The sequence below is a fragment of the Streptomyces sp. LUP30 genome, assembly GCF_001746365.1.
Taxonomy (GTDB): Bacteria; Actinomycetota; Actinomycetes; order Streptomycetales; family Streptomycetaceae; genus Streptomyces.
Genome location: NZ_MJAJ01000003.1, coordinates 213,942 through 236,864 on the forward strand (window position 1 = coordinate 213,942; position 22,923 = coordinate 236,864).

The window sequence follows — 22,923 nt, forward strand, 5'->3', positions numbered from 1 at the left end:
GTGCTACCGCGCCTCCTGGTCGCTGTCCGGGACCCGGGCCGCCCACATGGGCGGCCGCTCCGTCCCCCGCCGTCCTTCCCCCACTGCCTGAACGGCGTGCGAGGTACCCCCGCCCTTCTGCCGGGCCGGCCGCTCGCCGTGGCCGCGCAGCGCGGTGTGCAGCCCGTTCCACAGCGTGCCGTCGGTCCGGTCCCGCGGGTCGGGGTCGATCAGCACCACGCCGACCACCGCGATGCGCTGGTCCGCGAGCTGCCGTGCCACGGTGTGCAGCCATGCGGCGCTGCCGTGCCCGGCGCGCACGACGAGCACCGTCCGCGTGCCGAGATACCGCAGGTCGGTCCACGCCGCGCCGGGCGCGACCGAGCCGACGCCGAGCCGGCGCTCACCGGGCGGCAGGGCCGCGGCCCGCTCGCCGGTGACCACGGCCGGCCCCCCCGGCTCGGGGACGCGGCCGGAGAGCTGCCGGCCGGGCAGACCGTCGACGACGGCGACCGGCCCGTCGTGGGCCAGCGCCCCGGCGAGGTCCATGGCGATCACGCTCGTGTTGCGCGCGCAGCCCAGTTCCAGCAGCGACACGGGTTCCGAGGAGCCGCGCACGACACGGGCCAGGGACGTGGTGAGCCGTTCGCGTGCCGCCCGGCCACGGCGTCGCTGCCAGCGCCCGCCCGGCCGGTGGGGAAGCTCGGCGATGACCGAGGCGCCGAGATTCGCGGCGATCTCCCGGCGCAGCACCGGACGGTCCGCCACCACCGCGCCGACCGCGGCCACCGCGAGCCCGAGGAAGAGCCCCAGGAAGAGCCCGATCGCCGCGTCGGTCGCCACGGCCTTGGGCAGGGAACTGCGCACCGCGTACGGGGCGTCCACGATCTGCGTGCCGGCGACGAGCCGTGGGGTGCCGATGCTCGCCTCCGCGGCGCGCTGGCTGAAGTCGGTGATCTGCGACGTGAGTTCGGCCCGGCGGGCGTACAGGGACTCCAGGTCCGCCGACGACTCCGGCCCGCTCGCCCCGGCCCCCTCCCCGATCGCCTTGTTGACCTGGGCCAGTTGCGCCTTCAGCTGGTCACGCTGGTCGAGCAGGGCCTTGGACTCGGCCTTCGAGGCCGCCTGAATCCGCTTCACGTGGTCGGCGACGAAGGCGTCGGCCAACGCCCTGGCACGGGTCACCGCTTCCGCGTCGCTGTCGCCGGTCACGGTGATCTGCAGCACGTTGTTGGTCAGACCACTGCCGCTGTAGTGCTGCATGAAGTCCTCGGCGTTCTCCCGGGACCCGAGGGACTTCAAGGCGTTCTCGGCGATCCGTGTGGTCTGCAGCAGCGCGACGTCGGTGCGGATCAGCGTGCCGGGGTCGTTCGGCTGGTCCTCCTCGTGCGCGACGAGGATCTTGGTCACCGCGGTCGGCGGCTGCGGCAGCAGGAACGCCACCGCCGCGCCGACGAGCAACCCCAGCAGCGCAAGGGACGACCAGAGGCGGCGCCGTCTGCGCACCGCCGCCACCAGGGCCTGGAGATCCAGCAGCGGAGCGGCGGCCGATGGCTCCGCGGGCGTACTCGTCGTCACCCTGTGACCCCCGTCACGTCGTCCCGTTCGCCGTCGAAGCCCACGAGCGCCGACACGGCGGCACGCGGCGGGTGGTCGGCCGACCGCGTCGCACGGACCGGACCGGCGAGGACGACGCCGACGACCCCGTGCTTGGCGTCCGCACACGCCTCGGCGATGCCCGCGAGCTCCGCCGCGGTCCAGACGCCGGCGCTGACCACGACCAGCGCGCCGGACTCGTGGTCGCGGTCCGGCACCATCGGCCGGGACACCGGCACCGCGACCGCTCGCAGCGCCGGATCGCTCCCGGCCTCGACCACGAGGTGCCCGGCGGCCCGGCGGGCGATCTCGTCCCCCTCGGGGAAGACGACCAGCAGCCGCTGCGGGGCCGGCAGCCGGTCCCGCAGCCGTGAGCACACCCGCCGGTAACGGATCCGCCTGCTGGCCTCGTCGCCGGACGACTGCGGGGCCGGGAGGTCCCACCGGACGTCGACACCCAGCAGCCGGCGGACCCAAGCCCTCGGGCCGTGGCCTTCCGGCCGGTGCGTGGGCCGCCGAACGGGCACGTCGACGGTCCCCAGCAAGGCCGAGCCCAGAGCCGCGGTGATCTCGGACTCGCCGCGCAGCCGTCGGCTCATCCGCGCGGCGGTGAGATGGCCGATGACCGCCGACAGGAAGAACAGCAGCGCTCCGCCGGCGATGAGCTGCGTCCTCGTCGGCGGCGCCTCACCGGTCGGCCGGGCCGCCGACCCCATGACGACCATGTTCTTCGCCTCGTCGTCCGCCGGATCGGCCTGCTTGATGGTGCTGATGGCCTCCCGCAGCGCGGTGCGCAGCTTCTCCAGCTCGGTGCGGGTCTGCACGCTCTCGACGGTGTTTCCCGGGTCGGTCGCGTCGGACAGCTTGCTGATGCGGCGGCTGGTGTCCTCCACCGACTGCTGCAGCGCGGCGAGCTCCTGCGCCGCCGCCGGGTCGGCGCTCTCGCTCGCGATCCGCGTGGCGTAGGACACGAAGTCCTTGGCCACCTGATCGGAGAGCCGCTGCGCGCGCTCCGGCGTCTCGGCCGTGCCGGAGATCTTGATGATGTTCCCGTCGGTGGCCTTGGCGCTGACGTGATCCCGCAGGTCGCTGCCGCTCACCCCGGGCCAGCCGAGCGTGGCGGCCGCGCGGTCGACCACCACCGAACTGGTCGCCACCTCCGTCTGGGTCAGCAGCTCACGCTCCTCCCACGTCCCCGGCAGCAGCACCGATGCCGAGGTCGTGTAGCGCGGCGGGAACAGCGCGGAAGCGCCGTACCCGACGAGCGCGCCCACCAGGGCGTACAGGGCGAGCACCCGCCAACGCCGACGGATGATCCGCCCGATGGTGACCAGGCGTATCGTGTCATCGCTCAATGGTGCGGCCTTCCCCTGCCCGGTCCGGGTCGCGCGCGGTCACCGGGGACCGGTCACGGCCGGCAGCGGCGTACGCGGCCAGCAGCGATCGCTGGGAGTTCCGCCAGGAGAGCGGCCCGCTGATCCGCTCCTGTCCGATCTTGCCCATCCGGGCCCGCTCCTCCGGATCGTCCAGCAGCTCCGCCACGAGCCCGGCGAACGCGGCCTCGTCGTTGGCGGGCGCGTAGACGGCGGCGTCACCCGCGGAGACGCGCGCCTCCCGGAGGTCGAACGAGACGATCGGCCGTCCCATCACCATGTACTCCAGGACCTTGTTCATGGTCGACACGTCGTTGAGCGGGTTGTGCGGGTCGGGGGAGAGGCACACGTCCGCGGTGGACAGGTAGCGCACCAGGTCGGCGTCCGGTATGCGTCCGGTGAACTCCACCTGCTCCGTGAGCCCGAGCCGCCGCGACAGCTCCACCATCGCGTCGAAGGTGTCGCCGCCTCCGACGAACACCGCGTGCCAGTCGGTCCGCCCCACCTCGTCGCGCAGCTTCGCCAGGGCCCGCAAGGCGTAGTCGACCCCGTCCTGCGGACCCATGACGCCGAGATAGCACAGCAGATGAGGCTTGCCGCGCTTCAACTCCGGCTCGGGCGGCACGGGGTGGAACCGGTCGACGTCGGGCGCGCTGCGCACCACGAAGACGTCCTGCGGCCGACGCCCGCCGCGGCGCACCGCGACGTCCCGGTAGCTCTCGTTGGTGGCGAGCACGACGTCCGCGGCCCGGTAGGTCCGCCGCTCCAGCGCGCACACCGCGCGGTAGAGCAGGTCCTCACCGCGGCCGAACCGGGACAGGTACAGCTCGGGCACCAGGTCGTGCTGGTCGAAGACGAACCGCGCTCCGCGCCGCTTCAGCCACAGTGCCGGCAGGAACAGCAGGTCGGGCGGGTTGCAGGCGTGGACCACGTCGACCGGGCCGACCTTGCGGGCCAGTCGGAGCGTGTGCCACAACGCCGTTCCGTACTCCCGCAGATAGCCGGCCGGCCCTCCGGTGGCCGCGCGCAACGGGTAGCGGTGGATCCGCACCCCGTCGATCTCCGCCTCCGCCTCCGTGTCCCGCTTGCTGCCCTGCGGACAGATGACGTGCACCGTCCAGCCCGCGTCGCGCAGCGTCGTGCACTCCTGCCACACCCGCCGGTCGAACGGCACCGACAGGTTCTCCACCAGGATCAGCGCGCGCCGCTCCGGCCGGTCGCCGCTTCCCGTTTCACCAGGCAAGGCCCACATACCCCTGTTCGGCCCGGCGCGCATCGGCGTCGGGAAGATGGACGAGGTCGATGATCACCGGGGCGTCGCCGTGCGGCAGAGCCGCCAGCACGGCCGGATCCTTCGTCCCGACCAGGCACACCTCGGCGTGGTCGAGCACCTCCTCGACGGAGTCCGCGAGCAGTTGCGCGAGGTGCGGCAGACGGGTCTCGATGTACTCGCGGTTCGCCCCGAGCAGCCGGGACAGGCTCACGTTGGCGTCGTAGATCTTCAGGTCGTACCCCTTGCCGAAGAGCCGCTCCGCCAGCTCGACGAGCGGGCTCTCGCGCAGGTCGTCGGTGCCGGGCTTGAAGGACAGCCCGAACAGGCCCGCCCGGCGCTTCCCGGTGCGCTCGACCAGCTCCACCGCGCGCTGCAGGTGGTCGGAGTTGGAGGGCAGCACATGGGACAGGATCGGCACCGAGACATCGGCCCGCTGCGCCGCGTGGACCAGACTGCGCAGGTCCTTGGGCAGGCAGGAGCCGCCGAAGGCGAAGCCGGGCCGCAGATAGGCGGGGCTGATGTTCAGCTTGCGGTCGGCCAGGAACACGTCCATCACCTGGTGCGAGTCCACCCCGAGCGCCTGGCACACCGCGCCCAGCTCGTTCGCGAAGCCGATCTTGAGGCCGTGGAACGCGTTGTCCGCGTACTTGATCGCCTCGGCCGTCGGGACCGGCACCCGGAACACCTCGCCGGGCAGGCCGCCGTACAGGGCCGCCACCGCGTCGCCGCTTGCCGGGTCGAGTTCGCCGATGACCGTCTTGGGCGGGTCGAAGAAGTCCCGCACGCTCGTGCCCTCGCGCAGGAACTCCGGGTTGACCGCGACCCCGACGTCCACCCCGGCCATGCCGCCGACGTACTTCTCCAGGATCGGCACCAGCAGGTTCAGACAGGTGCCCGGGAGCATGGTGCTGCGGAACACCACCGTGTGCCGGCTCCCCTCTTCGGCCCCGTCGGCCAGCGCGGCACCGATCTGCTCGGTGACCCGCTCCAGGTACGTGGTGCACAGGCTGCCGTTGGGCTCCGACGGTGTGCCCACGCACACCAGCGACACGTCACTGCCCAGGACCGCCTCGCGTACGTCGCCGGTGGCGCGCAGCGCCCCGGTCCGTACGACCTCGGCGATGAGCTCGCCGATCCGCTCCTCGACCACCGGGGCCTTGCCGTCGTTGACCAGGTCGACCTTCACCTGGTTCACGTCCACCCCGATGACCTCGTGCCCCATGCTGGCCAGGCACGCGGCCGACACGCAGCCCACGTAGCCGAGCCCGAAAACGCTGACTCTCATGACGCGTTCCTCCCCCAGGCAGACCCGCTCGGGCCTGCGGTCCCCGCACCGGCGACACCGTTGAGTTGCAGCCCCCCGCACATCAGTAGGCCCCCTGCCCGTAGAGCACCGCACGCAGCGTCTTCCACAAGATCACCGTGTCCAGGGCGAGCGACCAGTCCTCCACGTACCGCAGGTCCAGCCGGACCGCCTCCTCCCACGACAGGTCGCTGCGTCCGCTGATCTGCCACAGACCGGTGAGCCCGGGCTTGACCAGCAACCGCCGCCGGATGTCCGGGCCGTACGCGGCGGACTCCTCCGGCAACGGGGGCCGCGGGCCGACGAGCGACATCGATCCGGTGAGCACGTTGAACAGCTGCGGAAGTTCGTCGATCGAATACCGGCGCAGCACCGATCCCACCCGGGTCACCCGCGGATCCCGGCGGAGCTTGAACAACGGGCCGGCGCCCTCGTTGAGATCGGCCAGCCCGTCACGCGCCCGGTCGGCCCCGGCGACCATGGTGCGGAACTTGAGAATGGTGAACTCGCCGCCGTCCTTGCCGACTCTGCGCTGGCGGTAGAACACCCCGCCACGACTGTCCGTCAGCACGAGCAGCCCGACGAGCACCATCAGCGGCGCGAACAGGACCAGCAGGATCGCCGCGCCCATCCGGTCGACCACCCCTTTGACCGCCCGACGGCCCCCGGTGAAGGCTGGCATGCTGACCCGCAGCATCGGGATCCCCAGCACCGCGTCGATGTGCAGCCGCGGACCGGCGACCTCCATCAGCACGGGAGCCACGACCATCTCGGCGTCACTGCCCTCGAGGTTCCAGGCCAGCCGCTGCAGCCGGTCCGGCGACCAGTGCGGGTCCGGTGTGACGGCGACGACCCGGTAGCCGTCGGCGTGGACGTGCTTGGCGACGTCGGTCAGTCGGCCGACGACCGGTACTCCGTCCAGCAGGTCACCGTCGAGCACGGTGCCGTCCGTCGTGCACACCGCGTCCACCCGCCAGCCGAGATGCGGGAACTTGCGGGTCCGGCTGATCAGATCGCGGACGGTGGCCGGACTCCCGGCGGCGAGCACCGGCCGCAGACACTGGCCTTCCTTGCGCTGCTTGTGCAGCCCGAGCCGCAGCAGATACCGCGCGGTCATGGTGACGAGCGCGATCGCCGGGATCGCCACGAAGATCCAGAGCTTGATGTTGCGCGAGGTGAGGGCGATCCCGCCCAGGGCCAGGACCACGGTCGCCGCGAAGAGCGAGCGCCCGAGCCGGCGGAACTCCTCGGCGCCCTGGCCGAGCACGGCCGGGACCCACGCCCGGCTGACCGCGAGCGCCCCCAGCACCAGCAGCTCGGTGCCGAACGCGAGAATTCCCCACTTCTCATGCCAGTTGGCCGCGTCCCGGGCCCCGAAGAAGTTGCCGATCCCCGCCACCACGAAGGCGGTGGCGACGGTGTCGCTGGTGATCACGGTACGGCGGTACCGCTGCTCCCAGTCGCTCGCGGGCCGGCCGACTGCTTCGTTCGCCAGACGCCCCCGCGCCGACGGAAACGGGCTGACCAATTCCCCTTGCCGCACAGAAACCCCCCAGGTTCCCAGTGATGTCGACGTGCTCGCCGTCCGGGAGGCCCCCGCCTCCCGCACCGTGCCTCCCCTCGGGAGGCCCCCGCCTCCCGCACTGTCGCTCTCCTCGGAAGGCCCCCGCCTCCCGCACCGTGCTGCTCCTCCTCCCGGGAGGCCCCCGCCTCCCGCGCACGGCAAAACCGGATACCGGCTATCGCAGAGCCCCTCGGGCAATTGGCTCCGACGACAGCGCACATGCCTGTTGCGCCGGAGTGTCGAGGTGCGCGGAAACCCTTCGGAACCTTGGGTGCTCCCCGCACTCAAGGCCCTCTCGGGTTCCGTGAATTGATCCCCCCTGCGTCTGGCACCGGGAACCCGACTACAGGCTTTCTCCGGTGCCGGACCTATTGATCATTACGGATTGCCTCATGTCCGAACGGCTGAAGCAAGGTCAATCTAGACCATCGAGGCCAGTATGAAGAGAGGATGTGTGTAATTTGTGCTTAAGCTTTGATTCTTGATCAATCGGCCGCTGACCACCCACAAGCGCCCCGTCGGCACCACCCGCTCCAGGGGCCCGCCCGGCCCCCTCGCGCGGCTCCGGCGCGACATCGATCGCCGCCCTGTACCGGTCGGCTCAAGTCGCCTGCTGTGGGGCGCAGTTCGACGACGACACCCCGTCCTGCGCACGTCGGGACATGGGCTGCGGGTACCGGACGGGTCGGCCGACCGGCCTGCACGGCGAGCGGCGCGACCCGACCTGATCGAGCCGTAGGGCCTGCCTGAAAGTCCGGAAAACGCGGTCCACTACAGGGCCTTACCCCGTGGGATGAGCTGCGATTTTCCTGTCCGGATGCCAATCGGATATGTATACGTCATATTCCATGACCGTGCGGCCGCCGCCGCGGAGAGCCCGAAGTCACGAGCGTCAGAAACGGGTTCGCGCACCTGTGAGTTCCCCGAGGAGCCGGCGTCCGGGAAGTGGCGTGGGACTCTCGCCGGGGCGCGGGGCGCGGGGCGCGGGGCGCGGGGCGCGGGGCACGGGGCACGGGGCATGGAGGCGTTCGGGTGTCCGTGAAGCGGGGGAGGGGTCGAGAGCGGCGCACCCCGTTCTGGTGTACGCCGCCCCGGCCCTCGACCTCGTCGACTTCACCGGTGCGGGCCCGGCCTGCGCACCCGTCGGACCCCCGCCGCGCCGAACCGCCCTCCCGCCGCGGTCGGCGTCGGCTCGGCGGTCGGCGTCGAGCTCAGCGGTCGGAGTAGCTGAAGTCGCCGACGGTCCAGGCGCTGACGTCCTCGATCGCGACTCGGTACATGCCGCCCGTCTCCGGGATCCCCACCGTGCCCTGGAGGATCCGGGCCACGTGGAAGTGCAGATGCGTGGGCGACCCCTCCGGCCCGGGTGGGGCGAAGACGGCGGAGAACTCGCCCAAGCGGTCCGAATCCGTCAGTACCTCCGACACCCGCTTTCTCCACACCGCCTCGGGGGCCAAGCGACCGGTGATGACAGCGCCACCGGTGACCACGGTCAGGGACATCTGGTTGCTCTGCTCGGACTCCACCAGGGCGGCGACGGCGACCAGCAGTTCGTCAGGCTTCGACACGAGACAGATTGTATTCACCGGTCGTCCGGCTGGTTGGGCGGTAGGCGCTACCGGGCCGGGCGGGCCTTCGCGGTCCCGCCGCCGGCGGGACGGGTGCGACGCGCGGGTGGATCACCAGTGGACTGATCGCAGAGGGTTACCTCATCCTCCGGCGCGCAGAAATCTGCACCCGTCGCAGTAGACATTGTGCAGGGGAGTGGTTATGGTTTCACTCGTAGCCGAGATCGAGCAGGGCCCGGCAGACACGAACTGCCGGGGAGCAGTACATGTAGTCGGTAGTTCGCAGGACGGTGCGGTGGTGGAGTCTCGAAGCCAGGGTTCTCGCAGGACGGCGACGGGACTGACCACCGCACTGGGTGGCCCGCAGTGATCAGGGGCCGCCGAGAGCAGTACCGCAAGGGCAGTACCCAGCAGCAACGCAAGTGAGCAGCACCTCGGTGAAGGCGCCGGCTGCGGGCGCGCGCACCGGGAGGTTCGGCAGGACGCAGCAGTGCGCACTGCCGTTCGGCAAGTGATCGACAGAGGGAAGAGCGGAGGACGTCAGCGCCATCAGGATCGCCCGGGCGGAAGCCTGAACCCGGGTACCGCAGGACATCGACAGTGAGGTGGTCTCCGGTCAAGCAATCGCGATCCCCGCGCCCCCGACAGCGTCTCGGTCGGGTCGGCGGACTCAGAAGGCCGGCGCAGCAGTAGAGCCGGCAGATGGTGTAGCAGCTCCTTCGGGGCCCCGGTGTCAGCACGACACCGGGGCCCCTCGACCGTGTGGGGCGCCTGACGGGTTACGGCAACCTCATCGACGACGACCACGCGACGAGGCTCGAGCACCGGTCGCCGTTCTTCACGAGGGGCACGGTGTCCCGCCAGCAGGGCGACGGCGGTCTACAGGCACGGTCCGCCGCGTGGGCGGCGTCACCAGTTCGTGCCGATCGATGACACCCGGATCCGCAGGAGCTCCTCGACCACGTGGTCCGCTGAGAAGGCGTGTTGCAGGTCCTGGACCAGGTGGACCAGCGTCTGGAGCATGTAGTCCATGGTGATGAACCGGGCCTGCGTGCCCTGTTCCTCAAGGACGGTGCGCGCGCCGGTGTCCACACCTCGAACGATGACGCGAGCGGGTCTGCCCGCCACGGCCTTGGCGCCCTCGGCGGTGAGCGAGAACTGCTTGGGCACCAGGACGTCGACGGTGGCCCGGCTGACCGGAGCGGTCCATACCGTCACGGCGAACGACCCCTCGACCACCGTGTCCGAGACCTCGACCCCCATGTCGCGCACGGTTTCGCACAGGCGGTCCAGATAGTCCTTCGCCGTCTCCGTGTTGTCCAGGTCGTGCGAGAGTTCCGCGAACGTCTCGCCCTCGGTCCCCGGAATGGTCTCGCCGGCCATCTCGACGCCCACCCGCTCGAGCTGTCTGCGTTCGTCCTCCATCCTGCTCTCGATGGTGTGCCGGACGATCTCGCGCTCGTTCTCGTCGAGCACCTTGTGCAACGCTTCGGCGTCCACCAACGCCGACAGCGGCTCCAGTTCCTCTCCGTCGGCGAGCTTGGCCAGGCGCTCACGATGGAGCGAAGGGATCCGCATCCGCGACACCCGCGCGAGCCACGTCGGCAGCCCGGACTCCACGCGCTGTGCCAACGCTTGGACGCGGAAGGAGTGGTCGACGCCGTCCTCGCCCACGCAGAGCTCGGCGGCGGCCCGCAGATATCCCGCGACCTGTTCGCAGAGCTGCTCGACGTCCGCGTAGTACAGCTTCACCGACGGAGCCCTGTTCTTGCCACGGTCCGGCTGCTCCGCCGATTGGACGACGCCCCCGATCCGCTTGGCCATCTCCTCGTAGGGGACGCCGTTCAGCCATTCCCACGCGACGACCGCGCGGAGCAACGCGTTGGCGTCCTCGGTCGCCAGCGCGTCCTCGTCGACTCCGAGGAGCTGACGCAGCTCCTCGGAGACGACCTGGTTGCCCTCGCTGAGCAGCCGTTCGGGTATGGCCGGCCCTTTGGCCGCGATGTACCGCAGGCAGAAGTGGCGCTTGGTCGGCATCTCCGGCGAGTCCTTCGGCAGGCAGTGCGCCAGCAGAAGGGTGAGCACACTGCCTTTGAGGGAAGGCATGTGATTGCTCGTGGGCTGTCCCGGCAGCGCCACCCAGGCGGTCACCCGCTGCACGGAACGCGCCTTGAACGCATGCCACAGCAGGTCGAGGTGGCCCTTGTTCTCGATGGCGAGATGCGCCAGATGCTGCAGTTCCGCCGCGTCGTCGAGTTCCAGGCCCGACTGCCCGAGGGCCTGCCCCAGCGGAGACAAGGACACCACCTCCTCGCCGCCCCGATACCCCTCGCCCTCACTGAAGACCAGAAGATTCCGGCTCTCCAGTTCGCGCAGGACGTCCTCGGCGACGGGGATGTCGGGAGAGTCGGGCTCGTAGGAGATGAGCAGCCCGGAAAGGATCTCCGAGACGCGGTCGAGCCACTGGCGTCGGGTGAGCCCACTGCGTCCCTGGCACAGGACCTGGAGGACGAGACCGCTGATCTGCAGCGTGTCGCGGAACTGGGAGCGCACTTTGAGCGAGCGGTCGTCACTGGCGACGAAGTGTTGGTAGATGCCCTCCTCCGTGGCGAGGGCCTTGACGCTCTCCGGGCTCAGGCCCTCGATCTCCTGGAGATCCCGGTCGGACGGCACGAGGATGTAGAACTTCCCACGCTGAGATTCGACCGTTCGGTCGAGCCGCCGACCCGCCCGGCCGCCCTTGTTGTCCAGGTCGGCTGCCCGCAGGAGGCGCCGCATGCGACTGGACCCCTCGCCCGACCAGCCGGACACGCTCGTCGCGATGACGATGTCGGCGGGCAGGTTGAGTCCCACCGCCAGGGTGTCCGTGGCCACGATCACCCGCAGCAGTCCGTCGGGCTCCCGGAACTCGTCCTCCACCTGGCGTCGGAGCGGCGGTGCCAGCGCCGCGGTGTGAAAGGCGACGCCGTGGCGCAGGCCGCGCATCACCAGGTCCTGCAGTGGCAGGTCCGAGTTCTTCAGTTTCTCGTACAGGTGGCCCTCTGTGTCCCTCTTCTGCGACTCGGGCCCGTGGTACCGGCCCCCTCGCCAGGGCGATCCGCGCCGGCCGACCGTCCGCTGACCGCTCGTGCCCTGCAGCAGGTCCTGAATGGCGAGGGCCAGGCTCTGCGCGATGGTCCGGCCGGGAACGAAGACGATGATCCGTTTGTCGGGATCCTCGGACAGGGAGCGGACGACCAGGGCGGCCGCGAGCGGTGCCGTGGACAGCCTCGTTCCGGGGAGCCCTTCGAAGCGCAAGGACAGCGTCTCGGCGTGCTTGGCGCGTATGTCGCCGAGTTCGTGCTCCTCCTCGTACGGAGCCGCCGGCGGCCGCGTCTCGCCCGGCATGCTCAGCAGATGTGCCTCCTTCTGCACCAGCCACTTTCTGGGGCCGACCACGTAGGTGTCGAGCGGCACCGGCCGTACGTTGGTGAAGTGCCTCCGCAGCAGGCGGCCGTGCCCGAGCCAGTGCTCCAACGTCTCCCCGGCTTCCGGGGACAGAGCGGCGGACAGGCCCAGGAGGGCAGGCTGGTCTTCGCGGGGCAGCATCTTCACCAACGTGAGCAGGGCCTCCAGCTTGGCGGCCCGCTCGCTTCGCTCCACCAGCATCTGCAGCTCGTCCACCACCAGCAGGGCGCTGCGACGCAGTGGCATGAGCCGGTGCACGAGATACACGCCGAGCTTCTCGTAGATGGCCAGCGCGACGTCGTAGGAGCCCGAGCCGACCGGCCGGTCGTTCTCCGGATAGTCCCGCGACGCCGGATAGACACGCAGCCTCTTCATGTCCGGGTTCCCACGCTGCAATCCCTGCCACTCGGTGTGTTCCTGGGTCACGAGGGCTTTGATGGGCAGCAACATCATCGAGGCCTTGCCCGAATTCACGGCCATGGTCATGCCGAAGCGGGCCAGCGTGGTCTTGCCGCTGTTGGTGACGGCGTAGATGAGGCCGACCCCTCGCTGGTCGACGATCTCCCGGCACAGAATGAGGAGCTGCTGCTGGAAAACGGACAGTCCGGCCCAGGGGCCCAGCCGCTCCTCCCAGCCCTCCAGCAGGGCGTTCCTGAGGTCCGGTCGGTCACCGGCAGGGAGCAGCTCTCCGTATCCGCGGATGGTGGGCCCCGAACGGCCGATCTCGGACTCGGGCTGCCCCGGCTGGATCACCGCGCCTCCGAGGCTCTCCAGGACGATGGGGGCGGGAGCCGGACGGCCCAGCCTCGCGAAGATCGGCTGTTGGCCCGCGGTCTGGTCCTCGTAGGCCCGTTGGGCGAGATCCCGCCAGCCCAGTGACACCGCTCCCGATTCGGCGCGCTCGCGGACGTGTTCCCAGAAGACGGCGTTGCTTGCCGCGGCGGGCGGCTGCTCCTGGGGCGGAAAGCCCAGGTCCCGCAGGAACCTGTTCCTCTCGCCGGAATCCAGGTATGCCGAACTCAGTCCGGAGCGCAGTTCGTCCCAGTCCTCCCGTGTGATGTCCCAGCCGCCCGGAGTCGGCGGCGCCTGCTCGGGCACTGCGTCGGCCGACGGCGGCTCGGACACGTCGTTGAACGGCATGGCGACTCCTTTGCGGGAGGCGGAGGGAGATGCGGTCGGTCGGATGCTGCGGCAAGCGTCTACGGGAGGGGGCCGCTCAGGCGGTCTCGGGCAGGACGATCAGACCCGTCCGGAGGCTTCGGCACATGGCTGCCTGGTTGACGGTGTCCTGCGCCGCGAAGTGCGCGGCGGCGGCTATCTCCCTCGCGGCGGCCGAGGAGGACAGCGCTGCGAGTTCGCGATAGAAGCCGGTGGCGAAGAGCACGGCGCACTCGGCGTCCAACGCGCCGCGGTGCGCGATGACGATGTCCGCGTACGGCGTGAAACGCTCGGCCGTGTGCTCGCTGTCGCAGGACCGCAGGAGCAGTGCCCGGAGTCGGTGACCGCGGTGCTCGGCCACCAGCTTCAACGTGTCCGCGAGATCGTCCGCGGCCAGGTGGTGTGCCTCGCCGTGCGCGTCCTCCAGAACGAGCGTGTCCTGCGTACCGTGGCAGGCCAGGTGCAGCACGTGCGGCAGAACGGAGCGGATCTCGGCGAGGTCGGCGCCACCGGCGGCCGGGAAGAGCCGTACGTCCAGGCGACCGCGGGCTTCCCTGACGACCTCCCGCAGCTCGGCGGCCGCCCGGTTGACGCCGTACCGAGCAGGCTCCGCGCCCAGCACCATCACGCGCAACCGGTCGTCCGCCCCTTTCGGCGGATCACCGGCCTCGGCCGAGGCGGAGGCGTCCCCCGGCCGCCGTGTCGCCGCTGAGGCGAACAGGGAGTGGAAGGGATGCTCGGCATGAGCCTTGGCCAGGATGCGGTCCCGGCCCGCCGCCATGGCCCCGTTCTCCAGCTCCGCCGAGACCTGACTCCAGAAGTTGCCCATGGTGATCGCTCCGGCGGGCACCGCGGAGGCGGGATATCCGGCGGAGCGCAGCATCAGTTGAGCCTGCTGTGCCGAACGGTAGACCTCGGCCAGCGCCTGGACCTCTTCCCGGAGCAGGGGGGCGCGGTCCGTGCTCCCACCGGCACGGGGGACGCCGGGCGGGTGGTCTCCGGCGGCCGTGGCATCGGTGCCCGTGTGCGTCACAGGAATGCCTTCAAGTGCAGCGGGTCGGGCAGTTCCCGGCTGAAACGGCGCAGCAGCGGCGCCTCGACCCCGGCGGTCACCGTACATCTCAGCTCCGCCTCGGAGCCGGCTCCGGACCGTACGACGAGGCTGAGCGGGTAGGTGCCGGTCAGCTCGGTCGCCGTGGTCGGCCTGAAGTCCCAGGACGGTGACGAGCCGCCGAGGTCGAGTGCCTGGACGAGAGGCTGGTTGGCGATGTAGCCGACCGACCGGCTCATCTCGCCCAGAGCGGCGTCCGCGCCGAGCAGAGAGAGTTGCGGACCGAGCCGCCGAACGCGCTCCACCTGGACGGGGTCGGTCAGCCGGATCGGGTCCATCGAATGGGCGACGGGGTTCGGGCCCCACCCGGACACGAGTTGGACCGAGACGTTCGCGAACTTCAGCCGCGGGCCACGGAGTTGAGGGACAAAGGTGACGGATAACCGGACCAGGTAGTGGTCATAGAGCGTGGCCTGCTCCTCCGCGTACCGGGCGAGGTCCGGATCCGCCGAGAGCTCCTTCGGAGTCAGGCGTACGGCATGAGGCCCGCCGAGCCGAATGCGGCCGGCCAGGGACTTCGGCTCACCTGCCGTCCCGGGGGGCGACTCCCCGCCGCGGGCCGGGTCGTCAGCCGTGAGGACGATGTCCTGAGCAGTCAACTGAGGATCAGCCAGCTCGATCATCAGCCACCCTTTCGAGAGCGGAGCAGGGCCGCGGCGGACCGCAGAGCCTGGCTCCGACCGGTATGGCGACGCTGACGAACTTCCCGAGTTGCCCCGCGTGTCCCCCTGATAGGCAAAGGGTACCCACGGCGGCTTATATAGGGGCTTGTTTGGATGAGAGAAAATCGGATGGGAGGAGGAAAGGGGACGGAGTCGCCCGGCCGGCGTCACGGGTGTCGTGCCGGTCCACGTCGCCGATCGACAGGGGTCAGGGCGGAATCCGGACGTCACGCTGAGGAGATCGCCCGGGCCTCCGGTGCCGCACGGCGCACGCTCTTCGGCCATTTCCCGGGCCGGGCATCGCTGTTGGAGGCGCTCGCCGAAGAAGCCTCCGAGGCGCTGCGGGGTGTGCTGGAGGCCGCGGTACGGCCCGGCGAGCGGGCCGGGCGGGCGCCGGCGCACTTCGTGTACTCGATCCGGCCGGTGGGCGACCGCTACCGGCTGCTCCTCCCGCCGGCCCAGCGGGACCTGGGCATCGAGCAGGGGCGAGGATCCTCGCCCGGACCCGCGACGAGGTGGCCGACCGAAGGACGCTCGACGAGGTGGCCGACCGAAGGACGCTCGAGCCTCGCCGGTCTACGCGACGACGGAGGGTTCCGCCCCCGGTTCCGCTCCCGGCTTCGCGGCCGCTTCCGGCAGCAGTCCGATCAGAGCGGCGCACTGCTCGGGTCCCATGACGTGGGCCAGCGCCTCCGTGACCGTCTCGGAGAGTGCCGCGGAGGCCTCCCGCAGCAGCCGGCGCGCTGTGTCGGTGAGGGCGATCTCGACGCCGCGCTTGTCGCCGCACACCGTCTTACGGGTGACGAGCCCGGCGTGCTGGAGGCAGGCGACCTGATAGGTCAGACGGGTCTTGGGACGGCCCAGGAGCTCCGCGACCTGTGTCATGCGCAGCCCTTCGCGGGGCAGTTCGGCCAGGAGGCACAGCACCAGGAACTCGTCGTGCGAGACGTCCAGTCGCTCCTTGACCACGGAGCGCAGCCGCTGTTCCACCGCCCCTGTCGCGGCCAGCAGCAGCATCCAGCCGCGCAGCTCGGGGGGCAGCAGGCCGGTGCCGCCGCCCTGTGCGGACGGACAGGGCGGCAGGTCGGCGGGGGTGTCAGCGGGGTCTGCCATGGCTTCGATTGTATCCGTAGTCCAAATTTGCATGACCTGGTTGTTCAGAATTGGATAACCCGATAGCGTGGCCACGACATCATCATCCAAATTTGGACCACCAAGGAGGACGGTCATGACCGTCGCCGTGCAGACCGGACTGTGGACACTGGACGCGGGTGCGTCCACCGTCGCCCTGAAGCAGAAGACGATGTGGAACCTCGTCACGGTCAAGGGCGCCTTCACCGCCGTCTCCGGCGGCGGCGAGGTCGGGCCCGACGGATCCGCCACCGGCTCCCTGACCATCGACGCGGCCTCCCTCGACACCAAGAACGCCAAGCGTGACGAGCACCTGCGCGGCCCCGATTTCTTCGATGTCGCCAACCATCCCGAGATCACCTTCGTGGTGCGCGCCGCCGAGCTCGGCGCCGACGCGACGGTGCAGGTCTCCGGTCAGCTGACCGTGCACGGCATCAGCCGGCCCACGTCATTCACCGCGCGGCTGACCCGGGCGGACGCCGACGCGGTCACTCTGGACGCCGAATTCACCGTGGACCGTGCCGAGTTCGGCATCGGCTGGAACCAGCTGGGCATGATGCGCGGCCTGACCGCCGTCAGCGCCACGCTCCGCTTCACGCGCACAGGCGCCTGACGCGCCGTCGTCAACGCAAAACCGTCGCGCAGGGCTGTTCCCACATCCGTGCTCGACAGTGTCGGGGGCGTCGCGGTGAAGGCTCGCAGCGACGCGGTGCCACGGTTCGGGCAGCCCTTGACCGTCGACGGTCGTCGACGGGGCGGGTTCCCGGTCCGTCGTCATCAGCGGTGTCTCTGCCGCATACGCGGTTCCGCACCGTGATCAGGGCTGGTGAACGCCGTGCGCTCGGAGGGGGAAGTTCCCGTGTGCCGGGGTGGGCGGCCTTCGTCCTGCGTCCAGGCAGGTGGCCGACCGTGTCGCTGTTGGGCCGAACGGGTGACTTGGCGTAAGAATTGACTGGTGCATGCATTGAAGGCGAGTCAGTTCGGGGGGTGCCGGTGAACCGTTACGACGTCACCGATGAACAGTGGGAAGGGCTCGCTCAAGTCGTTCCGTTGCGCGGCCGGGACGCATGGCCGTCGGCGGTGGACCACCGCTCGCTGCCGGACGCCGAGACGGAGACCAGACGCCGCTTCGTCGTGTTGCGGGTCAACGTCTTCGCGGACGCCCGCGAGGTCGCCGAGACGCTGATGGCGGGCATTCCGGTGCTGCTCGACCTGACGGGAGCGGAGACCGACACCGCCAAGCGCGTCCTGGACTTCTCCACCGGGGTCGTCTTCGGGCTGGCCAGCGGTATGCACCGGGTCGACCGCAACGTCTTCCTCCTCACCCCGCCGGGCACCGAGGTGAGCGGACTCATGGAAGGGGCGGGGGCGCCCGGCGTCTGAGACAGGACGGGGGCGGGCGACCGCGTCGAACGGCCGTCCGCCGGTGCGCGGTGCTCCGCACCGGCAGGCGGCTCCGTGGCCGCGCGAAGAAGGGGAAGAGGGCCTGAAGGGCCGCGCACCCCTCACGGTCGCCCGATCGTAGGAAGCTTTCCCGGGCGGAACGGTTCGCCCGCCGGCGGAGTCCTACCGTCCGCATATGCCCTCCCCGCAGTCCGCTTCCGCGCCCTCCCCGCAGTCCGCTTCCGCGCCCGCCCCGCCGACCCCTTCCGCGCCCCCGCCGCGGTCCTCCTCGACACCCGCCCCACGCTCGTCCTCCGCGCCCTCCCCCCAGCCCGCGTCCGACGGTCCGCCGTCCGGGCCGGCCTCTCCCACGGTGCCGACGCAGGCGCCGCACGCCGAGGTCCGGCGGCTCCCGCCCGGCGGCGCCCTCGCCACGACCACGTCCGGTCGCACCCCGTCCACGCAGGTGGGCTGCGCCTCCCGCGGAGCCGACCCGCGGGCGACGGCCGGCTCCGAACCGCCCCCGGAGACGGCCCCCGCCGCGCCGACGGGCTCGTCTGACTCGACGACCGCACCAGCGCCGCCACCCGGCGCCCTCCCGCCGGCAGACCCGCCGGTCCACCCCGTCCCGCCGGTCCACCCCGTCCCGCCGGTCCACTCCCTCCCGGGGGTCCACTCCGTCCCGTCGGTCGACTCGGCGTCCGGGGGAGCTCCGCCCACCGCCCCTGCCCGGTATGTGCGGCCGTGCGTCACGGAGTTGCGGCTGTCGGCGTTCGCGGGACACCGCCGGGCCCGCTTCCCGCTGGGCGCCGTCACGTTGTTCGCCGGGGCCAGCGGCAGCGGCAAGAGCAGTGCGCTGCGTGCCTACGAGGCGCTGGCGCGGCTGGGCGGCGGGGCCTTGCTGGGCGAGGTCTTCCCCGATCCGGTCGCGTGCGTGCCGCAGGGTGCGCGGCCCGACGCCCAGCGCCGCCGGGGATTCCGCATCGGGTGCACGGCCGACGGACCCGGCGGCCCGGTCCGGCTGGACGTCGCCGTGCAGGCCGAACCCGAACTGCGCATCGTGGGGGAGCGGCTGAGCGCGGGAGGCGTCGTCCTGCTGGAGACGGCCCTGCGCGACCCCGGGCGCCGCACGGTGCAGGCCGCCTGGCACACCGGCGGCCCCGCACCGGTGACCCGCGCCCCGCTGCCCGACGACCGGCTCGGCACCGCGCTGCTGCCGCTGCGCGTGGCCGGCAAGACCGACGGGCAGCGGCAGGTTCTGGCGGCAGCCGAGCAGATGGTGGTCGCACTGCGGTCGGTGTTCGCCTGCGACCCCCAGCCCGACTGGATGGGCGCACCCGTGCCCATCGGCACCGGTCGGCTGCTCACCGGGTGCGACAACCTCGCCGACGTCCTCTGGCGCACCCGGGAGGAGTGCGGCCGACGGCATGCGCAACTCGTCGCGGCCCTGTCCGCCGGGTCCACCGCACCGGTCGTGGACCTGCGCGCCGAGCCGCTCGACGACGGCACGGTCCGGGCGGTGCTCGACCGCGCCGACGGCGCCCGGACGGAACTCGCCCGGCTGGGATACGGCGAACTGCGCTACGTCGCCCTCGCGCTGGTGCTGCTCACCGGGCCGGGCGTCCTCGACGTGGACCCGGCCGGCGAGGTGCCGGCCGCGATGCAGACCCTCACCCTGCTCGCCGACGGCCTCGACCGCGGCCTCGACGCACGCCAGGGCGGGGAACTGCTGCGGCTGGCCGTGCGGATGGCCGAGCGCGGACACATCCGCTGCGTCGGCGCGGTCAGCGACGGAGCCCGGGCCGCCCGGACGCACGGGGTGACGGTGGTACACCTGGGGCCGTGACAGAACAACACCTCGATGTGGCGAAGCTGCAGCGCAGACTGGCCGAGTTCGCGGCGGCGCGGAACTGGCAGCCCTTCCACACCCCCAAGAACCTCGTCGCGGCGCTCAGCGTCGAGGCGTCCGAACTGGTCGAGATCTTCCAGTGGTTGACGCCGGAGGAGTCCACGCGCGTGATGGACGACCCGGACACCGCGCACCGGGTGACGGACGAGGTCGCCGACGTCCTCGCCTACCTGCTGCAACTGTGCGAGGTGCTCGGCGTCGATCCGCTGACGGCGCTGGCCGCGAAGATCGACCGCAACGAACTCAGATTCCCGGCGCCCTAGCTCCCCGGCCGGAAGGGCCGAGAAGGGAGCCACTCGATCCGTTTTCACTCTCCGCAGTCGAAGAGCGGACCGAAATCGATTTGTTGTCCACAGATTTCGGTCTACCTCTGGCTTTTCGCCCCGCACACCCTCACTCTGGGTAGTGAACAGTCATGTTCGGGCGGCGTGCCGGCAGCACGCCGGGGCAGACGGGGGCGGCGCATGGACGCGGTGCGGCTCATCCTGACGAGCAGGCGCGCGCTCGCCGGCAGCGGCGGGCGCGCGGGGATTCTCACGGAGGTCTGGCAGGCGCAGGCCCTGGCACAGGCGATCGGCAGCCGCCTGGCCGTCTCGGGCCCGCCCGAACTGCGGGGCGAGGCGCTGGGACTGACGGAACTGGCGGGCAGAGGATGCGGCGTCCTGGGCCCGCCGGACCTCGACCCGGGGGACCTGCTGGCCGCCCGGCTCACCGAACTGGACGACGCCCGCCGAGCCTTGCTCGACCTGAGCGGCCTGCTCGGCGAGGTGGGCATCGCCCTGGTCGCGCTGGCGAGTTCGGTGGACGACCAGGGCACGTACTGGCAGTGCATGGAGGCCATCGACGCGGCGGACGAGTCCAGGGACCGGGTCCTGGAGATGCTGCGCAAGCTGGCGGCGAGAGAGGAACGGGAGGAGAGGGAGGGCGCGCTGCCGGAGAGATGAGCGGGCCGCTCAGCCCGCCGCGCCCTCTTCGCCCGCCGTCCGCTGCGACATTCCGGTCGACTGCAGATCGGCGTCCAGCGCCGAGAGGTCCGCGTTCAGGTCAGCCATCAACTCCTCCATCTGCTGCGGCAATCCTTTCGGCGGGGCGGCGGCGGTCCCGCCCTGCCGTGGGAAGGTCTCTTCGGACATGACGGCCTCCTCGGCCCCGGCCCCGTGAGCCGACACGGTGACGTCCCGGCGTCGGCCTGCCGGGAACGGACGCCGGGCTGTCCGGCTCCGCCCCGGCCAACGATCATCGCGGGGGCGGGTCACCGGCCAGGGCAGCCCCCCACGCGGGGCACGGACGTTTTCCACCCGCCCGGGGACGCACTGGGCGCGCGGGGCGCGGGGGACCGGTGGGATCGACGGACGGGCCGGCGTGCAGGATGGAGGCATGGACCTTCGTATCTTCACCGAGCCCCAGCAGGGGGCGACCTACGACACCCTCCTCACCGTGGCGAAGGCCACCGAGGACCTCGGTTTCGACGCCTTCTTCCGGTCCGACCACTATCTGAAGATGGGGGACGTGAGCGGCCTGCCGGGCCCCACGGACGCCTGGATCACGCTCGCCGGCCTCGCCCGCGAGACCAAGCGCATCCGCCTCGGCACGCTCATGACCGCCGGTACCTTCCGGCTCCCCGGCGTCCTCGCCATCCAGGTCGCGCAGGTGGACCAGATGTCCGGCGGGCGCGTCGAACTGGGTCTGGGCGCGGGCTGGTACGAGGAGGAGCACAAGGCGTACGGCATCCCCTTCCCGAAGGAGAAGATCGGCCGCCTGGAGGAGCAGCTGGAGATCGTCACCGGTCTGTGGGCCACCGGGCCCGGCAAGACCTTCGACTTCCGCGGGTCGTACTACGAGCTGGCCGACTCGCCCGCGCTGCCCAAGCCCGTACAGGCGAAGATCCCGGTGCTGATCGGCGGCACGGGCGCGACCCGCACGCCGCGACTGGCCGCCCGGTTCGCCGACGAGTTCAACATGCCGTTCGGCTCGGTCGAGGACAGCGGACGCCAGTTCGCCCGGGTGCGGGACGCGGCGGCGGAGATCGGCCGCGCGGCCGACGAGATCACCTTCTCCACCGCACTCGTCGTCTGCGTCGGCAAGGACGACCAGGAGCTGGCCCGGCGTGCCGCCGCGATCGGCCGCGAGGTCGACGAGCTGAGGACCAACGGGCTGGCGGGGTCCCCGGCCGAGGTCGTCGACAAGATCGGCCGCTACGCCGAGGCCGGCGCCGAACGGCTCTACCTCCAGGTTCTCGACCTGCACGACCTGGACCACCTGGAGCTCGTCTCCGGCCAGGTGCAGGCACAGCTGTCGTAGGACGGCGGACGCGGGCGCAACCTCCGGCAGAGTGCCCGCGTGACGGCCGTCTGTGACACGGCTGTGACCGGAAGTATGGCTTCCGCCACAGTCGGATGAGCGGGGTCCTGATGAGGTGGCCGGATGCGCAGAACCACCCCGCTCATTTCGGTCATCGCCGCCGCACTGCTGCTCACGGCGTGCGGATCGGAACGCGCCGGCACCCACGACGGTCGTGTCGGCGCAAGCGGTTCGGCGCCGGGGACCGCGCTCTCCGGGCCCGCGGTGGACGGGGTGCGGATCACCTCGGTGACCATCCCGACCGCCTCCCCCTCCGCGAGCCCCGGCGCCGCGGACGGCGTCGTCGGGGCCGAGTCCCTCACAGTCGGAGGTGCGGCGGGCTCAGGGGTCTCGGCGGATTACGAGGTCACCAACTCCGGTGCAGAGGAGCTGACTTACACCGTCCTCTTCGACTTCACGACGAACGGGGGCGGGGCCGTGACCAACCAGAAGGTCACCGTGGGCCCGGTCGGGCCGGGCCGGACGACGGGCGGGACCGTACGGATGGCGGCGCTTCCGCCGGGAGCGCCGTCGGTGACGGGGGTGAAGGTCGCCCAGGTGACCAAGGTCCCGGCGGCCGAGGCGCCGGCCGCGTCCGGCGTCTGCCCGCCCTCCGGGATCCGTGTCACGGCCGACGACGGCGACGCCGCGATGGGACTGCGCGTGGTGGGGCTGGTCCTGGAGAACTGCGGCGAACGGGACTACACCGTCACGGGCTACCCGCAGGTCACCCTGCTGGACGAGGACCGGCAGCCGGTCGACGGCGTCAGGGTCCTTCGCGGCAGCGGGGGCATCGCCACCGTCACCGGGTTCGACGACCCGCCCCGGACCGTGACCCTCGAACCCGGCGAGCGCGCGAGCGCCGGCCTGATGTGGCGCAACACCACCGGCTTCGGCACGGCCGTCGACGTCCCGTACGTCAGGGTGCGGGCCACGCCGCGCGCCGCCCCCGTGACGATCACCCCGCACCTCGATCTCGGGACCACCGGACGACTCGGGGTCAGCGCCTGGCACAGACCGGCGCAGCAGCAGGGTGCGCCCGGCGCAGTTTCCCCCTGACGGGACAGGCCCGCCCGCCCGCCCGCCCGGCCGTCCGGCCCGTAGGGGGTTCGTCCGCCCCGCCCCA

General features: G+C 71.4%; 18 protein-coding genes. 7 read left to right on the top strand and 11 right to left on the bottom strand.

Annotation, left to right across the window (positions count from 1 at the left end; all coding sequences use genetic code 11):
• Positions 1-3: 3 nt before the first annotated feature.
• The 10 genes from BG482_RS04445 to BG482_RS04490 all read right to left on the bottom strand — a co-directional run bounded on the left by BG482_RS04445 (position 4) and on the right by BG482_RS04490 (position 16,147).
• Positions 4-1,557: a Wzz/FepE/Etk N-terminal domain-containing protein gene (locus tag BG482_RS04445; protein WP_069767513.1), complete on the bottom strand. Its 1,554-nt coding sequence runs from the start codon at positions 1,555-1,557 to the stop codon at positions 4-6.
• Positions 1,554-2,930, bottom strand: a complete 1,377-nt coding sequence (locus BG482_RS04450; protein WP_069767514.1) for a Wzz/FepE/Etk N-terminal domain-containing protein — start codon at positions 2,928-2,930, stop codon at positions 1,554-1,556. Before BG482_RS04450 ends, BG482_RS04445 begins: the two co-directional genes overlap by 4 nt.
• A complete protein-coding gene (locus BG482_RS04455; protein ID WP_069767515.1) occupies positions 2,920-4,200 on the bottom strand; it encodes a glycosyltransferase family 4 protein in 1,281 nt (426 codons plus the stop codon). The genes BG482_RS04450 and BG482_RS04455 overlap by 11 nt, the downstream gene beginning before the upstream one ends.
• Positions 4,181-5,506: a nucleotide sugar dehydrogenase gene (locus tag BG482_RS04460; protein ID WP_069767516.1), complete on the bottom strand. Its 1,326-nt coding sequence runs from the start codon at positions 5,504-5,506 to the stop codon at positions 4,181-4,183. Before BG482_RS04460 ends, BG482_RS04455 begins: the two co-directional genes overlap by 20 nt.
• Before the next feature lie 82 nt (positions 5,507-5,588).
• Entirely contained in the window at positions 5,589-7,067 is a 1,479-nt protein-coding gene (locus tag BG482_RS04465) for a sugar transferase (protein ID WP_069767517.1), read from the bottom strand.
• A gap of 1,232 nt (positions 7,068-8,299) precedes the next feature.
• Positions 8,300-8,656 carry a hypothetical protein gene (locus tag BG482_RS04470; protein WP_069767518.1) on the bottom strand — a complete coding sequence of 119 codons (357 nt, stop codon included), beginning with the start codon at positions 8,654-8,656 and terminating at the stop codon, positions 8,300-8,302.
• A 909-nt stretch (positions 8,657-9,565) separates the two neighbouring features.
• A complete protein-coding gene (locus BG482_RS04475) occupies positions 9,566-13,243 on the bottom strand; it encodes a DEAD/DEAH box helicase (protein ID WP_069767519.1) in 3,678 nt (1,225 codons plus the stop codon).
• 76 nt (positions 13,244-13,319) lie between these two features.
• Complete coding sequence (locus BG482_RS04480; RefSeq protein WP_069767520.1) at positions 13,320-14,294, bottom strand: effector-associated domain EAD1-containing protein; 975 nt, start codon at positions 14,292-14,294, stop codon at positions 13,320-13,322.
• The gene (locus tag BG482_RS04485; protein WP_069767521.1) at positions 14,291-14,995 is read right to left on the bottom strand and encodes a hypothetical protein; all 705 of its coding nucleotides are present in this window, start codon (positions 14,993-14,995) and stop codon (positions 14,291-14,293) included. The genes BG482_RS04480 and BG482_RS04485 overlap by 4 nt, the downstream gene beginning before the upstream one ends.
• Before the next feature lie 615 nt (positions 14,996-15,610).
• Positions 15,611-16,147 carry a MarR family winged helix-turn-helix transcriptional regulator gene (locus BG482_RS04490; RefSeq protein ID WP_069767522.1) on the bottom strand — a complete coding sequence of 179 codons (537 nt, stop codon included), beginning with the start codon at positions 16,145-16,147 and terminating at the stop codon, positions 15,611-15,613.
• Between the two features lie 115 nt (positions 16,148-16,262).
• Between BG482_RS04490 and BG482_RS04495 the strand changes: the two genes are divergently transcribed.
• The 5 genes from BG482_RS04495 to BG482_RS04520 all read left to right on the top strand — a co-directional run bounded on the left by BG482_RS04495 (position 16,263) and on the right by BG482_RS04520 (position 20,401).
• Positions 16,263-16,778: a YceI family protein gene (locus tag BG482_RS04495; RefSeq protein WP_069767523.1), complete on the top strand. Its 516-nt coding sequence runs from the start codon at positions 16,263-16,265 to the stop codon at positions 16,776-16,778.
• A 380-nt stretch (positions 16,779-17,158) separates the two neighbouring features.
• Positions 17,159-17,548: a cell division protein SepF gene (locus BG482_RS04500; RefSeq protein ID WP_176741305.1), complete on the top strand. Its 390-nt coding sequence runs from the start codon at positions 17,159-17,161 to the stop codon at positions 17,546-17,548.
• Positions 17,549-18,284: 736 nt separating this feature from the next.
• Entirely contained in the window at positions 18,285-19,394 is a 1,110-nt protein-coding gene (locus BG482_RS04510) for a biotin transporter BioY (RefSeq protein ID WP_069767526.1), read from the top strand.
• Positions 19,391-19,720 carry a nucleotide pyrophosphohydrolase gene (locus BG482_RS04515; protein ID WP_069767527.1) on the top strand — a complete coding sequence of 110 codons (330 nt, stop codon included), beginning with the start codon at positions 19,391-19,393 and terminating at the stop codon, positions 19,718-19,720. Before BG482_RS04510 ends, BG482_RS04515 begins: the two co-directional genes overlap by 4 nt.
• A gap of 201 nt (positions 19,721-19,921) precedes the next feature.
• A complete protein-coding gene (locus tag BG482_RS04520) occupies positions 19,922-20,401 on the top strand; it encodes a DUF6099 family protein (protein WP_069767528.1) in 480 nt (159 codons plus the stop codon).
• Between the two features lie 9 nt (positions 20,402-20,410).
• Here BG482_RS04520 and BG482_RS04525 read toward each other — a convergent pair whose 3' ends face one another.
• Entirely contained in the window at positions 20,411-20,590 is a 180-nt protein-coding gene (locus BG482_RS04525) for a hypothetical protein (protein ID WP_069767634.1), read from the bottom strand.
• Positions 20,591-20,834: 244 nt separating this feature from the next.
• Here BG482_RS04525 and BG482_RS04530 point away from each other — a divergent pair, with 244 nt between their 5' ends.
• Both BG482_RS04530 and BG482_RS04535 read left to right on the top strand, forming a co-directional pair.
• A complete protein-coding gene (locus BG482_RS04530) occupies positions 20,835-21,758 on the top strand; it encodes an LLM class F420-dependent oxidoreductase (protein WP_069767529.1) in 924 nt (307 codons plus the stop codon).
• Between the two features lie 123 nt (positions 21,759-21,881).
• Entirely contained in the window at positions 21,882-22,856 is a 975-nt protein-coding gene (locus BG482_RS04535; protein WP_069767530.1) for a DUF4232 domain-containing protein, read from the top strand.
• The last annotated feature ends 67 nt before the right edge of the window (positions 22,857-22,923 follow it).

Bases quoted from the DNA above. Each gene is read 5' to 3' on its own strand.
- BG482_RS04460 (WP_069767516.1), bottom strand. From the start codon at position 5,506: ATGAGAGTCAGCGTTTTCGGGCTCGGCTACGTGGGCTGCGTGTCGGCC.
- BG482_RS04520 (WP_069767528.1), top strand. From the start codon at position 19,922: ATGGACGCGGTGCGGCTCATCCTGACGAGCAGGCGCGCGCTCGCCGGC.
- BG482_RS04530 (WP_069767529.1), top strand. From the start codon at position 20,835: ATGGACCTTCGTATCTTCACCGAGCCCCAGCAGGGGGCGACCTACGAC.
- BG482_RS04475 (WP_069767519.1), bottom strand. From the start codon at position 13,243: ATGCCGTTCAACGACGTGTCCGAGCCGCCGTCGGCCGACGCAGTGCCC.
- BG482_RS04485 (WP_069767521.1), bottom strand. From the start codon at position 14,995: ATGATCGAGCTGGCTGATCCTCAGTTGACTGCTCAGGACATCGTCCTC.
- BG482_RS04535 (WP_069767530.1), top strand. From the start codon at position 21,882: ATGCGCAGAACCACCCCGCTCATTTCGGTCATCGCCGCCGCACTGCTG.
- BG482_RS04495 (WP_069767523.1), top strand. From the start codon at position 16,263: ATGACCGTCGCCGTGCAGACCGGACTGTGGACACTGGACGCGGGTGCG.
- BG482_RS04490 (WP_069767522.1), bottom strand. From the start codon at position 16,147: ATGGCAGACCCCGCTGACACCCCCGCCGACCTGCCGCCCTGTCCGTCC.
- BG482_RS04455 (WP_069767515.1), bottom strand. From the start codon at position 4,200: ATGTGGGCCTTGCCTGGTGAAACGGGAAGCGGCGACCGGCCGGAGCGG.
- BG482_RS04525 (WP_069767634.1), bottom strand. From the start codon at position 20,590: ATGTCCGAAGAGACCTTCCCACGGCAGGGCGGGACCGCCGCCGCCCCG.